Raw genomic sequence first — 14,809 nt, 5'->3', positions numbered from 1 at the left:
AGAGGAAACAGGATGACAGGTGGGTGAAGCTGGACGAGACACTCAGGTCACATTCACCTTCCATGAATGGGCATCTGCAAAAACGACTGGCCTACCTATGGCGCAATGTCTTTACAGGTGCTCATCCGTTGCGCAGCTTAACGAGTGCGGCAAGGCCCGTGCTTGCGGTGCTGCGACATATTCGGTCATCGGTACGCAATGGAGCGGCGGGGCATCGGATAACACTAGCAGCCGCGGGGAGAAAAAAGCGGTTTTGCAGGAACATTTAGGCCTGCGCGATTTCAGGTACGAGGTGAGTTCAGAGGTTGTAAATCCTGTGAAGCTCCCTGATGGACGCTCTGATCAGTCTTATGTGAAGACTGCAACATTACGTTTCGCATGCAAAATCAAATGATCTACGAAGTTCTTATTTTCGCTCCATAGATCACAGGGTTATAGGGGTGCTTCTTTTTGTACAACCCTAAATACTTGACGCGTTTAGAAGAACCTCCAACCTCTAGACCGGGAAACAGCTTACTCACATCATCTCCATCGAGACTACCTTGAAAGGCTTTTACTGGGCGGCTGGCAATCACGGAAAATTTTTCAGCAAACGACGGAATGATATCGCCACCAGGCAAAATTGTTGGGTCACCCAAGTAGCACGCTGCTATACGCAAATACTCGTAGTTTTTAACGTGCAGGCCTTTACTTGATGCAACCTCATATAGCTCAGCAGCATCTATACTTCTGTGCTTGTCAAATTTCAAAAGATGAGTTTTCTGAGATCCATGGCCCTGAAAGGTAAGCCTGGTTTTGTTCTTGTAAGTATCCTCGAACGCAAATATTTTTTCAGAAAGTCTGATAACGTTTCTTGCCGGTTTAACTGGATATCCTGCCATATAAGATTCGTAAAAAGTCCTCAGGCTTGAGAAAAGTTCGCCTAGCCCTATAGAAATACGGCCTGTGGAATCACTACGATTAACAGGATCTCCGAGGCAATACCCATAGGCATTCAACCCTCCCTTCCCAAACGGACTCAAACTATCCGGACTGTTAAACCGCATCAGCACCGGATTAAACGCCCGATAACCATTACCCAACAAGTAATGCCCGGTTACCGGTTCCGGTCGCTGACCGTTGAAGCCCAACACGCTGGCCAACCCACTATCGCAAAGGTGAAAACCGTAGGGAGAATAGGCGATGGCTCGTTGTGAATTCGCTTGCTGCGCACTCAGCACAGAACGCTGCAGGTCCGTGGCCAGCACTGAGTTGCGGACCTCGCCCCCCTGACGTCGTTGTTGTGCCAGCAACTGGTCGCCGTGCTGAACAATCGACAGTGTCTCATCCCCGTCTATCTCGGTAGTCAGCTGGCTATCACCGTAAAAGCGCTGACGCTCGACAGTGTCCGATTGACCATGACCGACCAGCCGATCCTGAGCATCGTATCGATATCGGATAATCGGGGCTTTCGTTTGGGTGGGCATGGTGAATCTCCGACAGACCGGGATCAGGGAAACGGCCTTTACTGTCGATTGTTTTGCCAGGAACAACAACTAGCAGAAGTGCTAGGTTCGATACACTTCAGCAAAATCCTTTCGACGCTGGCAAAATCGCACTTTGCCTGCCAACACCGCGCTCAGCGCCAGGAACCCCTCCATGCAAATGACCACCTCCCTCTTGATCGTCAACCCGTGCGACGACGAAGAAGACAACATGGCCATGCTCGCCTGCCACAGCGACCAGGGCGATATGTTCCTGATGACCCGCTACCCCGACGAAGACGAGCTGGAAATCACCCTCGACGGCGAGCCTTCAACGCTGGATGGGGTGAAAGTCACCCTCAGCCCTACCCGCCTGCTGATCGAAATCGCGGCTGGCGATGCCGATGCGCTGAATGGTGATGATTCGCTGGAAATCATTCACAGCACCGATGCGAGCGATCTGGCCGAGGTGGAAGAGACATTGCAGAACATTCTCAAGGGGACCGGGACGTACATTAGCGAGCTTTGAGGGTGTGCTTTCGGGCGCCTTCGCGGGCAAGCCTCGCTCCTACAGGTACGCGGGCACCTCGTTACTGTAGGAGCGAGGCTTGCCCGCGAAGAGGCCCGAAAGAACACCACAACACTCCAGCGCCTGCAAAATCGCCAATCATTTCCCGCACTTTGCGCAAAATGCCGTTAGTCGCCGCCCCCCGCGATAGATTAAAGTAACGCCCCCAGCCCTGGCGTTATTCGAACGTCTTCGGTCACCCTTTCCAGGAACAGTCATCGATGGAACATCGTGAAGCGCTGCTAGCGCTGCGAACCTTTCTTTCAACGCAGATTCTCGGCCAGGAAAAACTCATCGAGCGCTTGCTCATCGCCCTGCTTGCCGACGGCCACATGCTGGTCGAGGGCGCTCCCGGCCTGGCCAAGACCAAGGCCATCAAAGAACTCGCCGAAGGCATCGAAGCCCAGTTCCACCGTATCCAGTTCACCCCTGACCTGCTGCCGGCCGACATCACCGGCACCGAGATCTATCGCCCGGAAACCGGCAGTTTCGTGTTCCAGCAAGGCCCGATCTTCCACAACCTGGTGCTGGCGGACGAAATCAACCGCGCCCCGGCCAAGGTTCAGTCGGCGCTGCTTGAAGCCATGGGCGAGCGTCAGGTCAGTGTCGGGCGCAGCACCTACGAGCTGTCGCCGTTGTTCCTGGTGATGGCCACGCAAAACCCGATCGAGCAGGAAGGCACGTACCCGCTGCCCGAAGCGCAGCTCGACCGCTTCCTGATGCACGTGAAAATCGGTTTTCCGGACGCCGCCGTCGAACGCCGCATCCTGCAACAGGCCCGTGGCGAAGCCTTGAACGGCGAAACCAAGCCCGAACGCCGCGTCAGCCAGCAGGCCATTTTCGCTGCGCGCAAGGAAATCCTCGGTCTGTACATGGCCGACGCCGTGGAGGAATACCTGGTGCAACTGGTCATGGCCACGCGCACCCCGGCCAAGTTCGACCCGGAGATGGCCGAATGGATCGCCTACGGCGCCAGCCCCCGTGGCTCGATTGCCCTCGACCGCTGCGCCCGCGCCCACGCCTGGCTCGCCGGTCGCGACTTCGTCAGTCCGGAAGACATTCAAGCCGTGCTGTTCGACGTGCTGCGTCACCGCATCATTCTGTCCTTTGAAGCCGAAGCCGCCGGGATTGACCAGGACCGGGTGGTCCAGCGGATTCTCGACGTCGTAGCCGTCGCTTGACCCCGATGAACGCGATCCTGCCGCCGGAACCGGGCATCCGTGTCAGCCTCGCCGAGCTGATCGAGATGCGTCATCGCGTGCGTGAAGTGCAATTGTTCTCCACGCCGAGCCAGCGCAGCCCGCTGATCGGCCTGCACCACTCCAAGCTGCGTGGCCGTGGCGTCGACTTCGATCAGGTGCGGGTCTATCAGGCCGGCGATGACGTGCGAAGCATCGACTGGCGCGTCACCGCGCGCACCCAGGAGCCTCACACCAAGCTGTTCCACGAAGAGCGCGAGCGGCCGATTTTCATCATGGTCGAGCAAAGCCGCCGGCTGTTTTTCGGCTCGGGGCTGATGTTCAAATCGGTGCTTGCCGCCCAGGCCGCGAGCCTGATCGGCTGGGCCGCCCTCGGTCATAACGACCGGGTTGGCGGGCTGGTGTTCGGCGATAACGAGCACTACGAGATCAAACCGCGACGCAGCAAACAGAGCCTGTTGCAATTGCTCAACCGACTGGTGCGGGTCAATCAGTCGCTGCACACCGAAAGCGAAACTGATCGCGATGCCTTCAACATTGCCCTGCGCCGCGCCCGGGAAGTGCTGCGTCCCGGCAGTCTGGTGATCATCATCTGCGACGAACGCGCGCTGACCGAAGGCGCCGAACAACAGCTGAGCCTGTTGTCACGTCATTGCGACCTGTTGCTGCTGCCGGTCTCCGACCCGCTCGATCACGCCTTGCCCGCCGCTGGCCTGCTGCGATTCGCCGAACGCGGCGCGCAACTGGAACTCGACACGCTGAATTACGACCTGCGCCAGACCTACCGCGCACAAGCCGAAGCCCGGATCGCCCACTGGGAATTGCTCGCACAAAAGCTGCGCGTGTTGCTGATGCCTTTGAGCACCCAGAGTGAAATGGTCGAGCAACTGCGCGAGTACCTGAACCCACAGAAACCGGGGAAAGCTCGATGAGCAGCCTCGATCAACTGCAGCCGTTGATTTCGCCGCCGCCCATCGAGTTTTGGCCGCCGGCACCGGGCTGGTGGCTGTTGCTGTTATTGCTGCCGCTGATCGGTTTCGGCCTATGGCAGTTGCGCCGCTTCCTGCCGAGCAAACGCCCCATCGTGCGCGCCGAACAACCCTTGGACCCGGTGCGCGTCGCCGCGCTGGCCGAACTGGCGCTAATGCCCAAGCCCTATGACGGCGCGCCGGCCGGTGCCTGGTTACAGCAACTCAACGGTTTGCTTAAGCGCCTGTGCCGCAACCATTATCCGTACAGCCAGAGCCACACCCTCAACGGGCGCAAATGGCTGGCGTTCCTCGATAACCGTTGCCCGGCTGCCGGCCTGACCCGCTGGATGGTGCTGGTCGAAGGCGCTTACAAACCCGAATGCAAACTCGACGACAAGGCCATCGCCGGCCTGACGCAAGCCGTCGACACCTGGATTCGCAAACATGTTTGAGTTCGCTTGGCCGTGGATTTTCGCCCTGCTGCCGCTGCCATGGCTGCTGCGTGTCGTGCTGCCGGTCGCCGACAGCGGCGAGCCGGCGCTCAAAGTCAGCTTCCTCAGCGACCTCGAAGGCCTGGCCCGCCGCCGTGCCCGCGCCAACCTGCCGGCCTGGCGCCAACAAGCGCCGTTCATTCTGCTGTGGTTGTTGTTGCTGATCGCCGCGGCGCGTCCGCAATGGCTCGGCGAACCGCTGCCGATTGCCGCCAGTGGCCGGGATCTGCTGGTGGCCGTGGACGTGTCCGGCTCGATGGATTTTCCCGACATGCAGTGGCAGGACGAAGACGTCAGCCGCCTTTCGCTGGTCCAGCATTTGCTCGGTGATTTCCTCGAAAGCCGCGAAGGCGATCGGGTCGGCCTGATCCTGTTCGGCAGCCAGGCTTATCTGCAAGCGCCCTTGACGTTTGATCGGCACACCGTGCGCGTGTGGCTCGACGAAGCGCGGATCGGCATCGCCGGCAAGAACACCGCCATCGGCGATGCCATTGGCCTGGCGCTCAAACGTCTGCGCATGCGCCCGGCACAGAGCCGCGTGCTGATTCTGGTCACCGACGGCGCCAACAACGGTGGCGAAATCGACCCGCTCACGGCGGCGCGACTGGCAGCCACTGAAGGGGTGAAAATCTACCCGATCGGTATCGGCGCCGATCCGGAGCAAAGCGGCACGCTGGGATTCCTCGGCGTCAATCCGAGCCTGGACCTCGATGAGGCTTCTTTGAAGGCCATCGCCCAAGCCACCGGTGGCCAGTACTTTCGCGCCCACGACGGCAAAGAACTACAGGCGATCAAAGCCACCCTCGACCAACTGGAACCGGTAACCCAGCAACCGACTCAGGCTCGCCCGGCGCAAGCGTTGTACCACTGGCCTTTGGCGATGGCGTTGCTGTTGAGCATGCTGCTGGTGGTCCGTGAACGCTGGCCGGACAACCCGTTGCAACGCCTGTTCACCAAGGAGCTGTATCTGCAATCGCCACTGCCTGACTGGCGCCAACGGCTTAAACGCCTGCGTCTGCGGAGGCGCCGATGAGTGCGCTCTGGCCTTACTGGTTCCGTCCCTGGTGGCTGCTGCTGTTGCCGGTGCTCGGCTGGTTGCTTTGGCAACTCTGGCACCGGCAGAAACGCGCCGGGCGCTGGCAGATGATTTTGCCGCCGGCCTTCCACGCGGCGTTGCTCAGCGGTGGTAGCGGTCGCGACAGCAAATTGCCCTGGGTCGCCCTGGGCGTGGCGTGGGTGCTGACCCTTCTGGCGTTGCTGGGGCCGAGCTGGGAGCGTGTCGAGCAAACCAGTCAGAAACCTGCCGACCCGCTGGTGGTGATACTGGAGCTGACCCCGGAAATGCTCGCCACCGACGTCGCGCCGAACCGCCTGGAACAGGCGCGACGCAAGCTGTTCGACTTGCTGCAATACCGCAGCGACGCCCAGACTGCCATCGTTGTCTACGCCGGCAGCGCGCACACGCTGGTGCCGCTGTCCGATGACCTGTCCACCAGCGGCAACCTGCTGGATGCGCTGAAGCCGTCGCTGATGCCGCAGGCCGGTCATCGCGCCGATCTGGCGGTGGTCAAGGCCCTCGCGCTATTGGAGCAAGGCGCCCTTGGCGACGGGCGGATTCTGCTGATCGGCTCAACCCTGACCGAAGAGGAACGCCAAGGCATTCGCCGGGCGCTGGACGGTAAGGCGACACAGTTTTTGATGCTCGGTATCGGCACCGCCGAAGGTGCGCCCATTACGCGCGAGGACGGCAGTTTCCTCAAGGACGAACAAGGCGCGATTCTGGTGCCACACCTGGACGAGCCGAGCCTGAAAGCCTTCGCCAATGGCCTGGACGGACGCTATCGCCACGCGCGCCTGGGCGATACCGACTTGCGTGCCCTCGGCTTGCTCGACGGCCCGCGCAACGTGCGCCACGACGGCCAGATCCTGCGCCTCGACACCTGGGCCGACCAGGGTTACTGGCTGTTGCTGCCTCTTTTGTTGCTGGCGGCCTGCGCTGGCCGGCGCGGCTGGCTGTTCTGCCTGCCGTTGCTGTTCCTGCTGCCACAACCGAGCTATGCCTTCGACTTCGAAGACCTGTGGCTGCGGCCCGATCAACAGGGCCTGCACTTGCTCAAGCAAAAACGCCCAGCCGAAGCCGCAGCGCATTTCGACGATCACCAATGGCAAGGCGTGGCGCTCTATGAAGCCGGCGACTACAGTGGCGCCGCCCAGCGGTTCGCCGAAGGCAATGACGCCCATGCCCACTACAATCGTGGCAACGCCCTGGCCAAAAGCGGTGAATTGGAAGCCGCGCTGGATGCTTACGATCAGGCCCTGGAACGCCAGCCGGATTTGCGCCCGGCCCTGACCAACAAGGCGCTGGTGGAAAACCTGATCAAGCAGAAAAACACACCGCCGCCCGTCGAACCGGACAAAAACACCGGTGAGGAAAACCAGGCCACCGCGCAGGAACCACCACCCGGCGCAGCCACCCAACCGGGCGAACCGAAAACCGACGCCGAGCAAACCACAGCGGACACCGAGCAACAGTCCACTGCGCCGCCGAAACCGGGTACCAACGAAGTCCCCGGCAGTGAACTGGGGGATGAACAGCACACCACGCCGCCCTTGCGCCCGGCCAGCAGCAGTATCGACGGCGAACAGCGCCAGGCGCTGGAGCAATGGTTGCGCAAGATCCCGGATGATCCGGGTGAATTGCTCCGACGCAAATTCTGGTACGAACAGCAACAACATCAGGATCAGGGAAAAACTCGATGAACCGCTTCACCGCCTTCTCGCTCGCGCTGCTGATCTGGACTGCTCAGGCCCAGGCTACGGGGCTGCTCGCCAGCGTCGATCGCAGTCGCCTGAACTCCGGCGAAACGGTCGAACTGACGCTGGAATCCGACGACGTCACACAGTTCGGCAAGCCTGACCTGACGCCACTGGAGCCGCTGTTCGAAGTGCGCGGCACACGCCAGGTCAACCAGTTGACCACCCTCAATGGCGACAGCCGTGCTACCACTCGCTGGATCATCACCCTGCTGCCGAAGCAGAACGGCAGCGTGGTGATTCCGCCGCTGCAATTGGGCGATGTGCAGAGCCAGCCGATCACCGTGCAAGTGATCGAGAGCGAAACCCAGGACACCGCCAGCAAACTCGCGCCCGTGTTCATCGATGCGAGCCTCGATCAAAACAGCGTGTATGTGCAGGCTCAGGCTGTCCTGACCTTGCGCATCTACCATTCGGTTTCGCTGTACGACGACAGCAGCCTGCCGCCCTTGCAGATCCCCGATGCTCGCATCGAACAATTGGGCGAATCGCGGACCTACGAGAAAGCCATCAACGGCCTGCGCCATGGCGTGATCGAAATGCGCTACGCGATCTATCCGCAACACAGCGGCGTATTGACCATTCCGGCGCAGATATTCAATGCCGCGCTGGTCGACGCACAGCCCGCTCAGGACAACGCCACCCAAGCGCCGAAATCGGGCAAGTTGATGCGCGTCAGCTCCTCGGAACTCCTGCTGACGGTCAAGGCCAAACCCGCCAGCTATCCCGCCGACTTGCCTTGGCTGCCCGCCCGCAGCCTGAGCCTGAGCGAAAGCTGGAACCCGGAACCGGATCACGTCCAGGTCGGTGATTCACTGACCCGCAGCCTGACCTTGAGAGCCGAAGGCCTGGCCAGTTCGCAATTGCCGCCGTTGCCGGCCACCGACATCAATGGCTTGCGGCGCTACCCGGATCAACCAGTGCTGGGCAACCAGAACACCGAGCGCGGTTTGATTGGCAGTCGCGAGGACCGTGAAGCGCTGGTGCCGACGCGTAGCGGCGACATTGAGTTGCCGGCGGTGGACGTGGTCTGGTGGAACACCTTCGAGGATCATCTGGAACACAGCAGTCTGCCGGCCCGAACCCTGCCGGTGGCCACCAATCCGAGCCTAATGATCGACACCCCGGCCGGCGCGCCTCAAGCCACGGCCGCGGCTATCAACGAAGCCCTCTGGTGGTGGAAGCTCAGCACGCTGATCCTGGCGTGCACCACCCTGCTCGGCTTCGGCCTCTGGTGGCGCGCCCGCTGGCAGCCAGCGATCTTGCGGGCGGCGCAGACCGGCCCAAGCCCGCGCACCGTGCTCGACGATCTCAAGCGTGCCTGCCAGGCCAACGATCCCCACGCTACCCGCCAGGCCCTCGACGCCTGGGCCCGGCAACAACCGGAAACCCTGGCCGACATGGCCGCCCGCTTCGTCCCGCTGTCCGACGCCCTCGACGGCCTGAACGGCGCGCTCTACAGCGAAACCGGCCAGCATTGGCAAGGCGAGGAATTGTGGCGGGCGATCAAGGCCATCCCGATTGCCGAACGGGTCCAGGACCCGGTGGGCGACAGCGGCCTTCCGCCGCTATACCCCAAATAAAATCAAAAGATCGCAGCCTTCGGCAGCGCCTACAGGGGAATACGTACACCTGTAGGAACTGCCGAATGCTGCGATCTTTTCGCCTTTCGGCATTCCCGACCGTTTGCCAGTAAACTCTCTCCTTTTTCGCCGCTGTCATTTTCCTCGCGGCCATTACCTTATTTCCTACGGAGTTTGCCTTGCGTCTGTTTCACACCTCCGACTGGCACCTTGGGCAGAACCTGCACGGCCAGGAACGCGATTTCGAGCACGGCTGTTTTCTCGACTGGCTGCTGCGTCAGCTGAAGCTGGACCAGCCCGACGTGCTGCTGATTGCCGGCGATATCTTCGACACGGTCAATCCGCCGGTCAAAGCCCAGGAACGCCTTTACGACTTCATCGTCAGCGCTCACGAGCAGCAACCCTTGCTGACCATCGTGATGATTGCCGGCAACCATGATTCCGGCTCGCGCATCGAACTGCCCGCACCGTTGATGCGCCGCTTGCGTACTCATGCGTTGGGCCGTGTGCTGTGGCTGGATGACGGACAACTGGACGCCGAGCGCCTGTTGCTGCCATTGCCGGACGCCAGCGGTGAAATCGCCGGCTGGTGCCTGGCGCTGCCGTTCCTGCGGCCGGCCGAAGTGACCGGCGCGCACTTGGGCGACAACTACCTGCGCGGTATCGGTCAGGTTCATGAATGGCTGATCGAAGCGGCGAACGCCAAACGCAAACCAGGCCAGGCGCTGATCGCCATCAGTCACGCGCACATGGCCGGCGGTTCGGTGTCCGAAGACTCCGAGCGCAGCTTGATCATCGGCAACGCCGAAGCCTTGCCCGCCAGTTTGTTCGGGCCGAGCATCAGCTACGTCGCCCTCGGTCACTTGCACAAGCCGCAGAAGGTCAACGGCGAGGAGCGCATCCGCTACAGCGGCTCGCCGATTCCGTTGTCGTTCTCCGAGATTGGCTATCAGCATCAGATTCTCGACATCACACTCAAGGGCGAAACCCTGGTCAGCGTCGAACCGAAACTGATCCCGCGCGCGGTGAACCTGCAGCGGATCGGACCCGCGCCGCTGGCGGAAATCCTCTTGCAACTGGCGGACCTGCCGAACATCGACTTGCTCGCCGACCTGCAGCGTCAACCCTGGCTGGAAGTCCGTGTGCGTCTCGACGAGCCGCAACCGGACCTGCGTCACCAAGTGGAAACCGCGCTGCAAGGCAAAGCCGTACGGCTGGTGCGAATTGCCGCCGAGTACGCTGGCAACGGCGGCCGTGAGGGCGTCGATGTGGGCGCGACCTTGATCGAACTGGATCAGCTATCGCCCCAGGAACTGTTCAGCCGGGCCTGGCAGGACAACTACGGCAGCGAGGTCGACGAGCAAACCCTCAAGGACTTTGCCGAGCTGTTGCAGGACGTGCAGATGGAGAGCGAACAACCATGAAGATCCTCGCGATCCGCCTGAAAAACCTCGCCTCACTGGCCGGGCCTTTTGACATCGACTTCACGGCTGAACCTTTGGCCAGCGCCGGCTTGTTCGCCATTACCGGGCCTACTGGCGCCGGTAAAAGCACCTTGCTCGATGCCTTGTGCCTGGCGCTGTTCGGTGCCGTGCCGCGACTGAGCAATGCGCAAGTGTCGGCCAAAGCGCCGGACGCCGATGGCGAAATCGGCACCGGTGACCCGCGCACGCTGCTGCGTCGCGGCACGGGTGAAGGCTTTGCCGAAGTGGATTTCGTCGGCATCGATGGCCGCCGCTATCGCGCTCGCTGGGAAGCCAATCGCGCCCGCGAGAAGGCGGGCGGCAAGCTGCAAGCCAGCCGTCAAAGTTTGCGCGACATCGATCTGGATCAATTGCTGGCCAGTCAGAAAGTCGAATTCAAAACCCAGCTCGAATCCGTCCTGGGCCTGAACTTCGAGCAGTTCACCCGTGCCGTACTGCTCGCCCAAAGCGAATTCAGTGCCTTTCTCAAGGCCAACGATAACGAACGCAGCGAGCTGCTGGAAAAACTCACCGACACGGCGCTCTACACCCGCCTCGGTCGCCGCGCCTTCGACAAGACCAAAGAGGCGCGCGAAACCCACAAGCTGTTGCAGGATCAGGCCACCGGCGTCACGCCGCTGTCGCCAGAAGCCCGCGCCGAACTGGACGAGCGCTTCAACGAGGCTCAGCAGCAACTCAAGACTCAACAGGCACAGCTCAAACAGCTGGAGCTGCAACACACCTGGCTCAAGGAGTTGCGGCAGTTGCAGGATGCGCAACTCAGCGCCACCGAACAGCTGACCAGCGCTCAGTTGCACTGGGAAAGCCTCACCGGCGAACGCTTGAAGCTGACCCGCCTGGAGCAACTGGCGCCGCAGCGGCACCAGTTCGCCCGCAAGACTGAACTCGTCGCCCAGCTCACGCCGTTGGCCGCGCAGATTCAACTGCACACTCAACAACAAACAGAACTGCACGCGCGTCAGGCGCAGCTTGAACACAGCCTGAACGCGGCGCAGACCGCACTCGTCGAAGCGCAAAGCCAACACACCACAGGCGTGCCGCTGCTGCGTCAGGCCTTTGAAGAGCAAAGCACCCTCGCCCGCCTGGTCAAAGATGCGGCACTCAGTGCCGAACGCAAACAACAGGCAGAACTGGCCTGCACCCAGGGCCAAAACGCGATTCAAGGTTTGCTCGACCAACAAAAACAGGTCACCGAACGCTTGCAACGGATTGCCGGGGCGCTTGAACAAAGCAGCCATCTGGCGCCATTGAGCGACGCCTGGAACGCCTACCGCCACCGCCTGCAACAGCTGATGCTGGTGGGCAATCGGCTGAACCAGGGGCAGGCCGAACTGGCCGCTTTGGAACAGCGCGCGAGCGATGCCGCCGAAGCACTGGCCACCCAGCGCCAGAGCCTTGAAGTGCTGTACAAAGAGGCCGGTGCCGAACCGGAAGCAGTGGCCGAGCAGGTGCAGATTCTTGGCAGTCTGTTGCAGGACAACCGCAAACAATTGCGCGCCTTTGAAGAGCTGACACGGCTGTGGGCCAGTCAACAAGAGCTGGACAAACGCGCCGCCGAACTCCAGCAGCGCCAGCTCGTCGCGCAGCAAGAACGGGATCGTTTGACCCAGGACGGGGTGAAAACCAAGAGCGAACTGACCGTCGCCGAGCAGACCCTGACCGTCACCCGCGAATTGCTGGAACGCCAGCGCCTGGCGCGCAGTGCCAGCGTCGAAGAACTGCGCGCGCAGTTGCAGGACGATCAACCGTGCCCGGTCTGCGGCAGCCCGGACCATCCTTATCATCAACCCGAAGCGCTGCTGCAAAGCCTCGGCCGGCATGATGAAAGTGAACAGGCCAACGCCCAGAAAGCCGTCGATCTGCTGAAAGAAAAGCTCACCGACCTGCGTGCCGAAGTCGGTGGCTTGATTGCTCAGCAGAAGGAGTTGCTGCAACAACAGGAACACCTCGCAGCTCAGCAGCAAAGCCTGGGGCCGAGCCTGGAAGCGCATCCGCTGTCGACGCAACTGCTGGCCCAGGACGCGAGCAAACGCGACAGCTGGCTCGCGCAACAAAACAGCCAGTTGAACCAGAGCATCACGCAGGACGAACAACGCCAAACCGCCCTGCTCACCCTGCAACAGGATGCCGCGCGGCTTCAACAGCAGCTGCGCAGCGCCGAAGCGGCGAGCCAGCAAGCGACCCAGCACCTGACCAACCAGCAACGTGAGTTGAGCAGTGATCGCCAGCGCCTGGACGAAGAGTTGACAGCGTTCAGCAACCTGCTCCCGGCCGACACCCTGCAAGCGTTGCGCAATGAACCTGCGGCGACTTTCACGCAGCTCGACGGGCAGATCGCCCAGCGTCTGGAGCAGCTCGATCAGCAGCGCGAAGAGCTCAGCGAACAGCTACAACGCCAGCAGACACTGGAGAAAGAACAGGATCGCCAGCAGACCCGCGCCCAGCAACTGGAAGCCGCGCAGCAGCAGTTCACCGCCCTTGCCGAGCAGCAACACGCTTGCCAGGAGAAGCTGTCGCAATTGCTCGGCGAACACGCCAGCGCCGAGCAGTGGCAACAGCAACTGGACCAGGCGGTCGAACAGGCGCGCGCTGCCGAAGCCGCGGCCAATCAGGAACTGCAAACCGTGCGCACGCGGCTGGTGCAACTGGCGGCGGAACTGAAAGCGCAGCAAGAACGCCTGATTGCGCTGGAATCGGAAGATCGCGAATTGAGTGGCAAGATCGCCGACTGGCGCGCCTTGCATCCAGAACTGGATGACGGCGGCCTGGAAGACCTGCTGAGCGTCGACGACCAGCAGGTCAGTGAACTCAGGCAACGGTTGCAGCACAGCGAAAAAGCCATCGAACAAGCCAAGGTCCTGTTGCAGGAGCGCGATAAGGTCCTGCTCAATCATCAGGCGCAACACAACGGTCATCTCGACGCCGAGCAATTGGCGACGACGCTGGCAGACCTGCAAACCCAGTCCGCCGCCAGCGAACACCGCTGCGCCGAACTGCGCGCCGAACAGGCCGAGGACCAGCGCCGGCAAAACGCCAATCAGGCCTTGGCGCAACAGATCGCCAGCGCCTACACCGAGTATCAGCGCTGGGCGCGCTTGAATGCGCTGATCGGTTCGGCCACCGGCGACACGTTCCGCAAGATCGCCCAGGCCTACAACCTCGACCTGCTGGTGCATCATGCCAACGTCCAACTGCGGCAACTGGTGCGACGCTATCGCCTGAAACGTGGCGGCAGCATGCTCGGGTTGCTGGTGATGGACACCGAGATGGGCGACGAGCTGCGTTCGGTGCACTCGTTGTCCGGTGGCGAAACGTTCCTGGTGTCTCTGGCGCTGGCCTTGGGTCTGGCGTCAATGGCGTCGAGCACGTTGAAAATCGAATCTCTGTTCATTGACGAAGGTTTCGGCAGCCTCGATCCGGAATCCCTGCAACTGGCCATGGACGCCCTCGACGGCTTGCAGGCTCAGGGCCGCAAGGTCGCGGTGATTTCCCACGTACAGGAAATGCATGAACGGATTCCGGTGCAGATTCAGGTCCGCCGTCAGGGCAACGGCCTGAGTACCCTGGAGGTGAAATGATCACGCTGTATTCCTTCCGCCGCTGCCCGTACGCCATGCGAGCGCGCATGGCCCTGCGCTACGCCGGAGTAACGCTGGACATTGTCGAAGTCAGCCTGAAGGCCAAACCCGCCGAGATGCTCGCACTGTCGAGCAAAGGCACGGTGCCGGTGCTGAGTATCGACGGTCAGGTGATCGATGAAAGTCTGGAGATCATGCGCTGGGCCCTGGCGCAGAACGATCCGCAGGATTGGCTGCTCAAGGATGATCCGCATGGGCAGTCATGCATCGCCGCGCTGATCGAGGAGAACGATCAGGCGTTCAAGGTGCATCTGAATCGCTACAAGTACGCCGAGCGATATCCCGAGCAACCGATGGCGTTCTATCGCGCCGAGGGCGAGGTATTTTTGCGCAAGCTCGATGAGTTGCTGGAGGGGCGCGACTACTTGCTGGCGGCGCATCCGAGCCTGGCGGATGTGGCGTTGATGCCGTTCGTGCGGCAATTCGCCCATGTCGATCGCGCGTGGTTCGCGCAGACGCCATACGTGCGGTTGCAGGCGTGGCTACAGCGATTCCTCGACTCGGACCTGTTCACCGGCATCATGCAAAAATAACCACTTCCTGTGTAGGAGCGAGGCTTGCCCGCGAAGCCTTTAGCGGCCTTGATGACGCCTTCGCG

11 protein-coding genes are annotated in these 14,809 nt (G+C 61.4%); 10 read left to right on the top strand and 1 reads right to left on the bottom strand.

Annotated features, from left to right (window positions below):
• Positions 1 to 395: 395 nt before the first annotated feature.
• Positions 396 to 1,466 (bottom strand): RHS repeat-associated core domain-containing protein, encoded by a 1,071-nt coding sequence (locus ACIPL2_RS00815; RefSeq protein ID WP_401351989.1) that lies wholly within the window; start codon positions 1,464 to 1,466, stop codon positions 396 to 398.
• Between the two features lie 172 nt (positions 1,467 to 1,638).
• Between ACIPL2_RS00815 and ACIPL2_RS00810 the strand changes: the two genes are divergently transcribed.
• The 10 genes from ACIPL2_RS00810 (at position 1,639) to ACIPL2_RS00765 (ending at position 14,744) form a co-directional block, all read left to right on the top strand.
• Positions 1,639 to 1,992, top strand: a complete 354-nt coding sequence (locus tag ACIPL2_RS00810; protein ID WP_401351986.1) for a hypothetical protein — start codon at positions 1,639 to 1,641, stop codon at positions 1,990 to 1,992.
• Positions 1,993 to 2,252: 260 nt separating this feature from the next.
• Positions 2,253 to 3,212 (top strand): MoxR family ATPase, encoded by a 960-nt coding sequence (locus ACIPL2_RS00805; protein WP_008150800.1) that lies wholly within the window; start codon positions 2,253 to 2,255, stop codon positions 3,210 to 3,212.
• 5 nt (positions 3,213 to 3,217) lie between these two features.
• Positions 3,218 to 4,162 (top strand): DUF58 domain-containing protein, encoded by a 945-nt coding sequence (locus ACIPL2_RS00800; protein ID WP_059403501.1) that lies wholly within the window; start codon positions 3,218 to 3,220, stop codon positions 4,160 to 4,162.
• Positions 4,159 to 4,653 carry a DUF4381 domain-containing protein gene (locus tag ACIPL2_RS00795; RefSeq protein ID WP_401351982.1) on the top strand — a complete coding sequence of 165 codons (495 nt, stop codon included), beginning with the start codon at positions 4,159 to 4,161 and terminating at the stop codon, positions 4,651 to 4,653. Before ACIPL2_RS00800 ends, ACIPL2_RS00795 begins: the two co-directional genes overlap by 4 nt.
• Positions 4,646 to 5,725, top strand: coding sequence for a vWA domain-containing protein (locus tag ACIPL2_RS00790; protein WP_401351980.1), 1,080 nt, complete (start codon positions 4,646 to 4,648; stop codon positions 5,723 to 5,725). The genes ACIPL2_RS00795 and ACIPL2_RS00790 overlap by 8 nt, the downstream gene beginning before the upstream one ends.
• Positions 5,722 to 7,452, top strand: a complete 1,731-nt coding sequence (locus ACIPL2_RS00785) for a tetratricopeptide repeat protein (RefSeq protein WP_401351978.1) — start codon at positions 5,722 to 5,724, stop codon at positions 7,450 to 7,452. Before ACIPL2_RS00790 ends, ACIPL2_RS00785 begins: the two co-directional genes overlap by 4 nt.
• Positions 7,449 to 9,089, top strand: a complete 1,641-nt coding sequence (locus ACIPL2_RS00780; protein WP_401351975.1) for a BatD family protein — start codon at positions 7,449 to 7,451, stop codon at positions 9,087 to 9,089. Before ACIPL2_RS00785 ends, ACIPL2_RS00780 begins: the two co-directional genes overlap by 4 nt.
• Before the next feature lie 179 nt (positions 9,090 to 9,268).
• On the top strand, positions 9,269 to 10,513 hold the full coding sequence (locus ACIPL2_RS00775) for an exonuclease SbcCD subunit D C-terminal domain-containing protein (protein ID WP_401351972.1): 1,245 nt from the start codon (positions 9,269 to 9,271) through the stop codon (positions 10,511 to 10,513).
• Positions 10,510 to 14,151 (top strand): AAA family ATPase, encoded by a 3,642-nt coding sequence (locus tag ACIPL2_RS00770; RefSeq protein ID WP_401351969.1) that lies wholly within the window; start codon positions 10,510 to 10,512, stop codon positions 14,149 to 14,151. The genes ACIPL2_RS00775 and ACIPL2_RS00770 overlap by 4 nt, the downstream gene beginning before the upstream one ends.
• Positions 14,148 to 14,744: a glutathione S-transferase gene (locus ACIPL2_RS00765; protein WP_401351967.1), complete on the top strand. Its 597-nt coding sequence runs from the start codon at positions 14,148 to 14,150 to the stop codon at positions 14,742 to 14,744. The genes ACIPL2_RS00770 and ACIPL2_RS00765 overlap by 4 nt, the downstream gene beginning before the upstream one ends.
• The last annotated feature ends 65 nt before the right edge of the window (positions 14,745 to 14,809 follow it).

Origin of the sequence: Pseudomonas sp. NPDC086251, assembly GCF_044746405.1 — a bacterium.
Lineage (GTDB): Bacteria > Pseudomonadota > Gammaproteobacteria > Pseudomonadales > Pseudomonadaceae > Aquipseudomonas.
This window is presented reverse-complemented; position numbering and strand designations above follow the sequence as displayed.

Excerpts from the sequence above, each read along its gene's own strand:
- ACIPL2_RS00815 (WP_401351989.1), bottom strand. The coding sequence starts at position 1,466 with ATGCCCACCCAAACGAAAGCCCCGATTATCCGATATCGATACGATGCT.
- ACIPL2_RS00770 (WP_401351969.1), top strand. The coding sequence starts at position 10,510 with ATGAAGATCCTCGCGATCCGCCTGAAAAACCTCGCCTCACTGGCCGGG.
- ACIPL2_RS00780 (WP_401351975.1), top strand. The coding sequence starts at position 7,449 with ATGAACCGCTTCACCGCCTTCTCGCTCGCGCTGCTGATCTGGACTGCT.
- ACIPL2_RS00805 (WP_008150800.1), top strand. The coding sequence starts at position 2,253 with ATGGAACATCGTGAAGCGCTGCTAGCGCTGCGAACCTTTCTTTCAACG.
- ACIPL2_RS00785 (WP_401351978.1), top strand. The coding sequence starts at position 5,722 with ATGAGTGCGCTCTGGCCTTACTGGTTCCGTCCCTGGTGGCTGCTGCTG.
- ACIPL2_RS00795 (WP_401351982.1), top strand. The coding sequence starts at position 4,159 with ATGAGCAGCCTCGATCAACTGCAGCCGTTGATTTCGCCGCCGCCCATC.
- ACIPL2_RS00790 (WP_401351980.1), top strand. The coding sequence starts at position 4,646 with ATGTTTGAGTTCGCTTGGCCGTGGATTTTCGCCCTGCTGCCGCTGCCA.
- ACIPL2_RS00810 (WP_401351986.1), top strand. The coding sequence starts at position 1,639 with ATGCAAATGACCACCTCCCTCTTGATCGTCAACCCGTGCGACGACGAA.
- ACIPL2_RS00800 (WP_059403501.1), top strand. The coding sequence starts at position 3,218 with ATGAACGCGATCCTGCCGCCGGAACCGGGCATCCGTGTCAGCCTCGCC.
- ACIPL2_RS00765 (WP_401351967.1), top strand. The coding sequence starts at position 14,148 with ATGATCACGCTGTATTCCTTCCGCCGCTGCCCGTACGCCATGCGAGCG.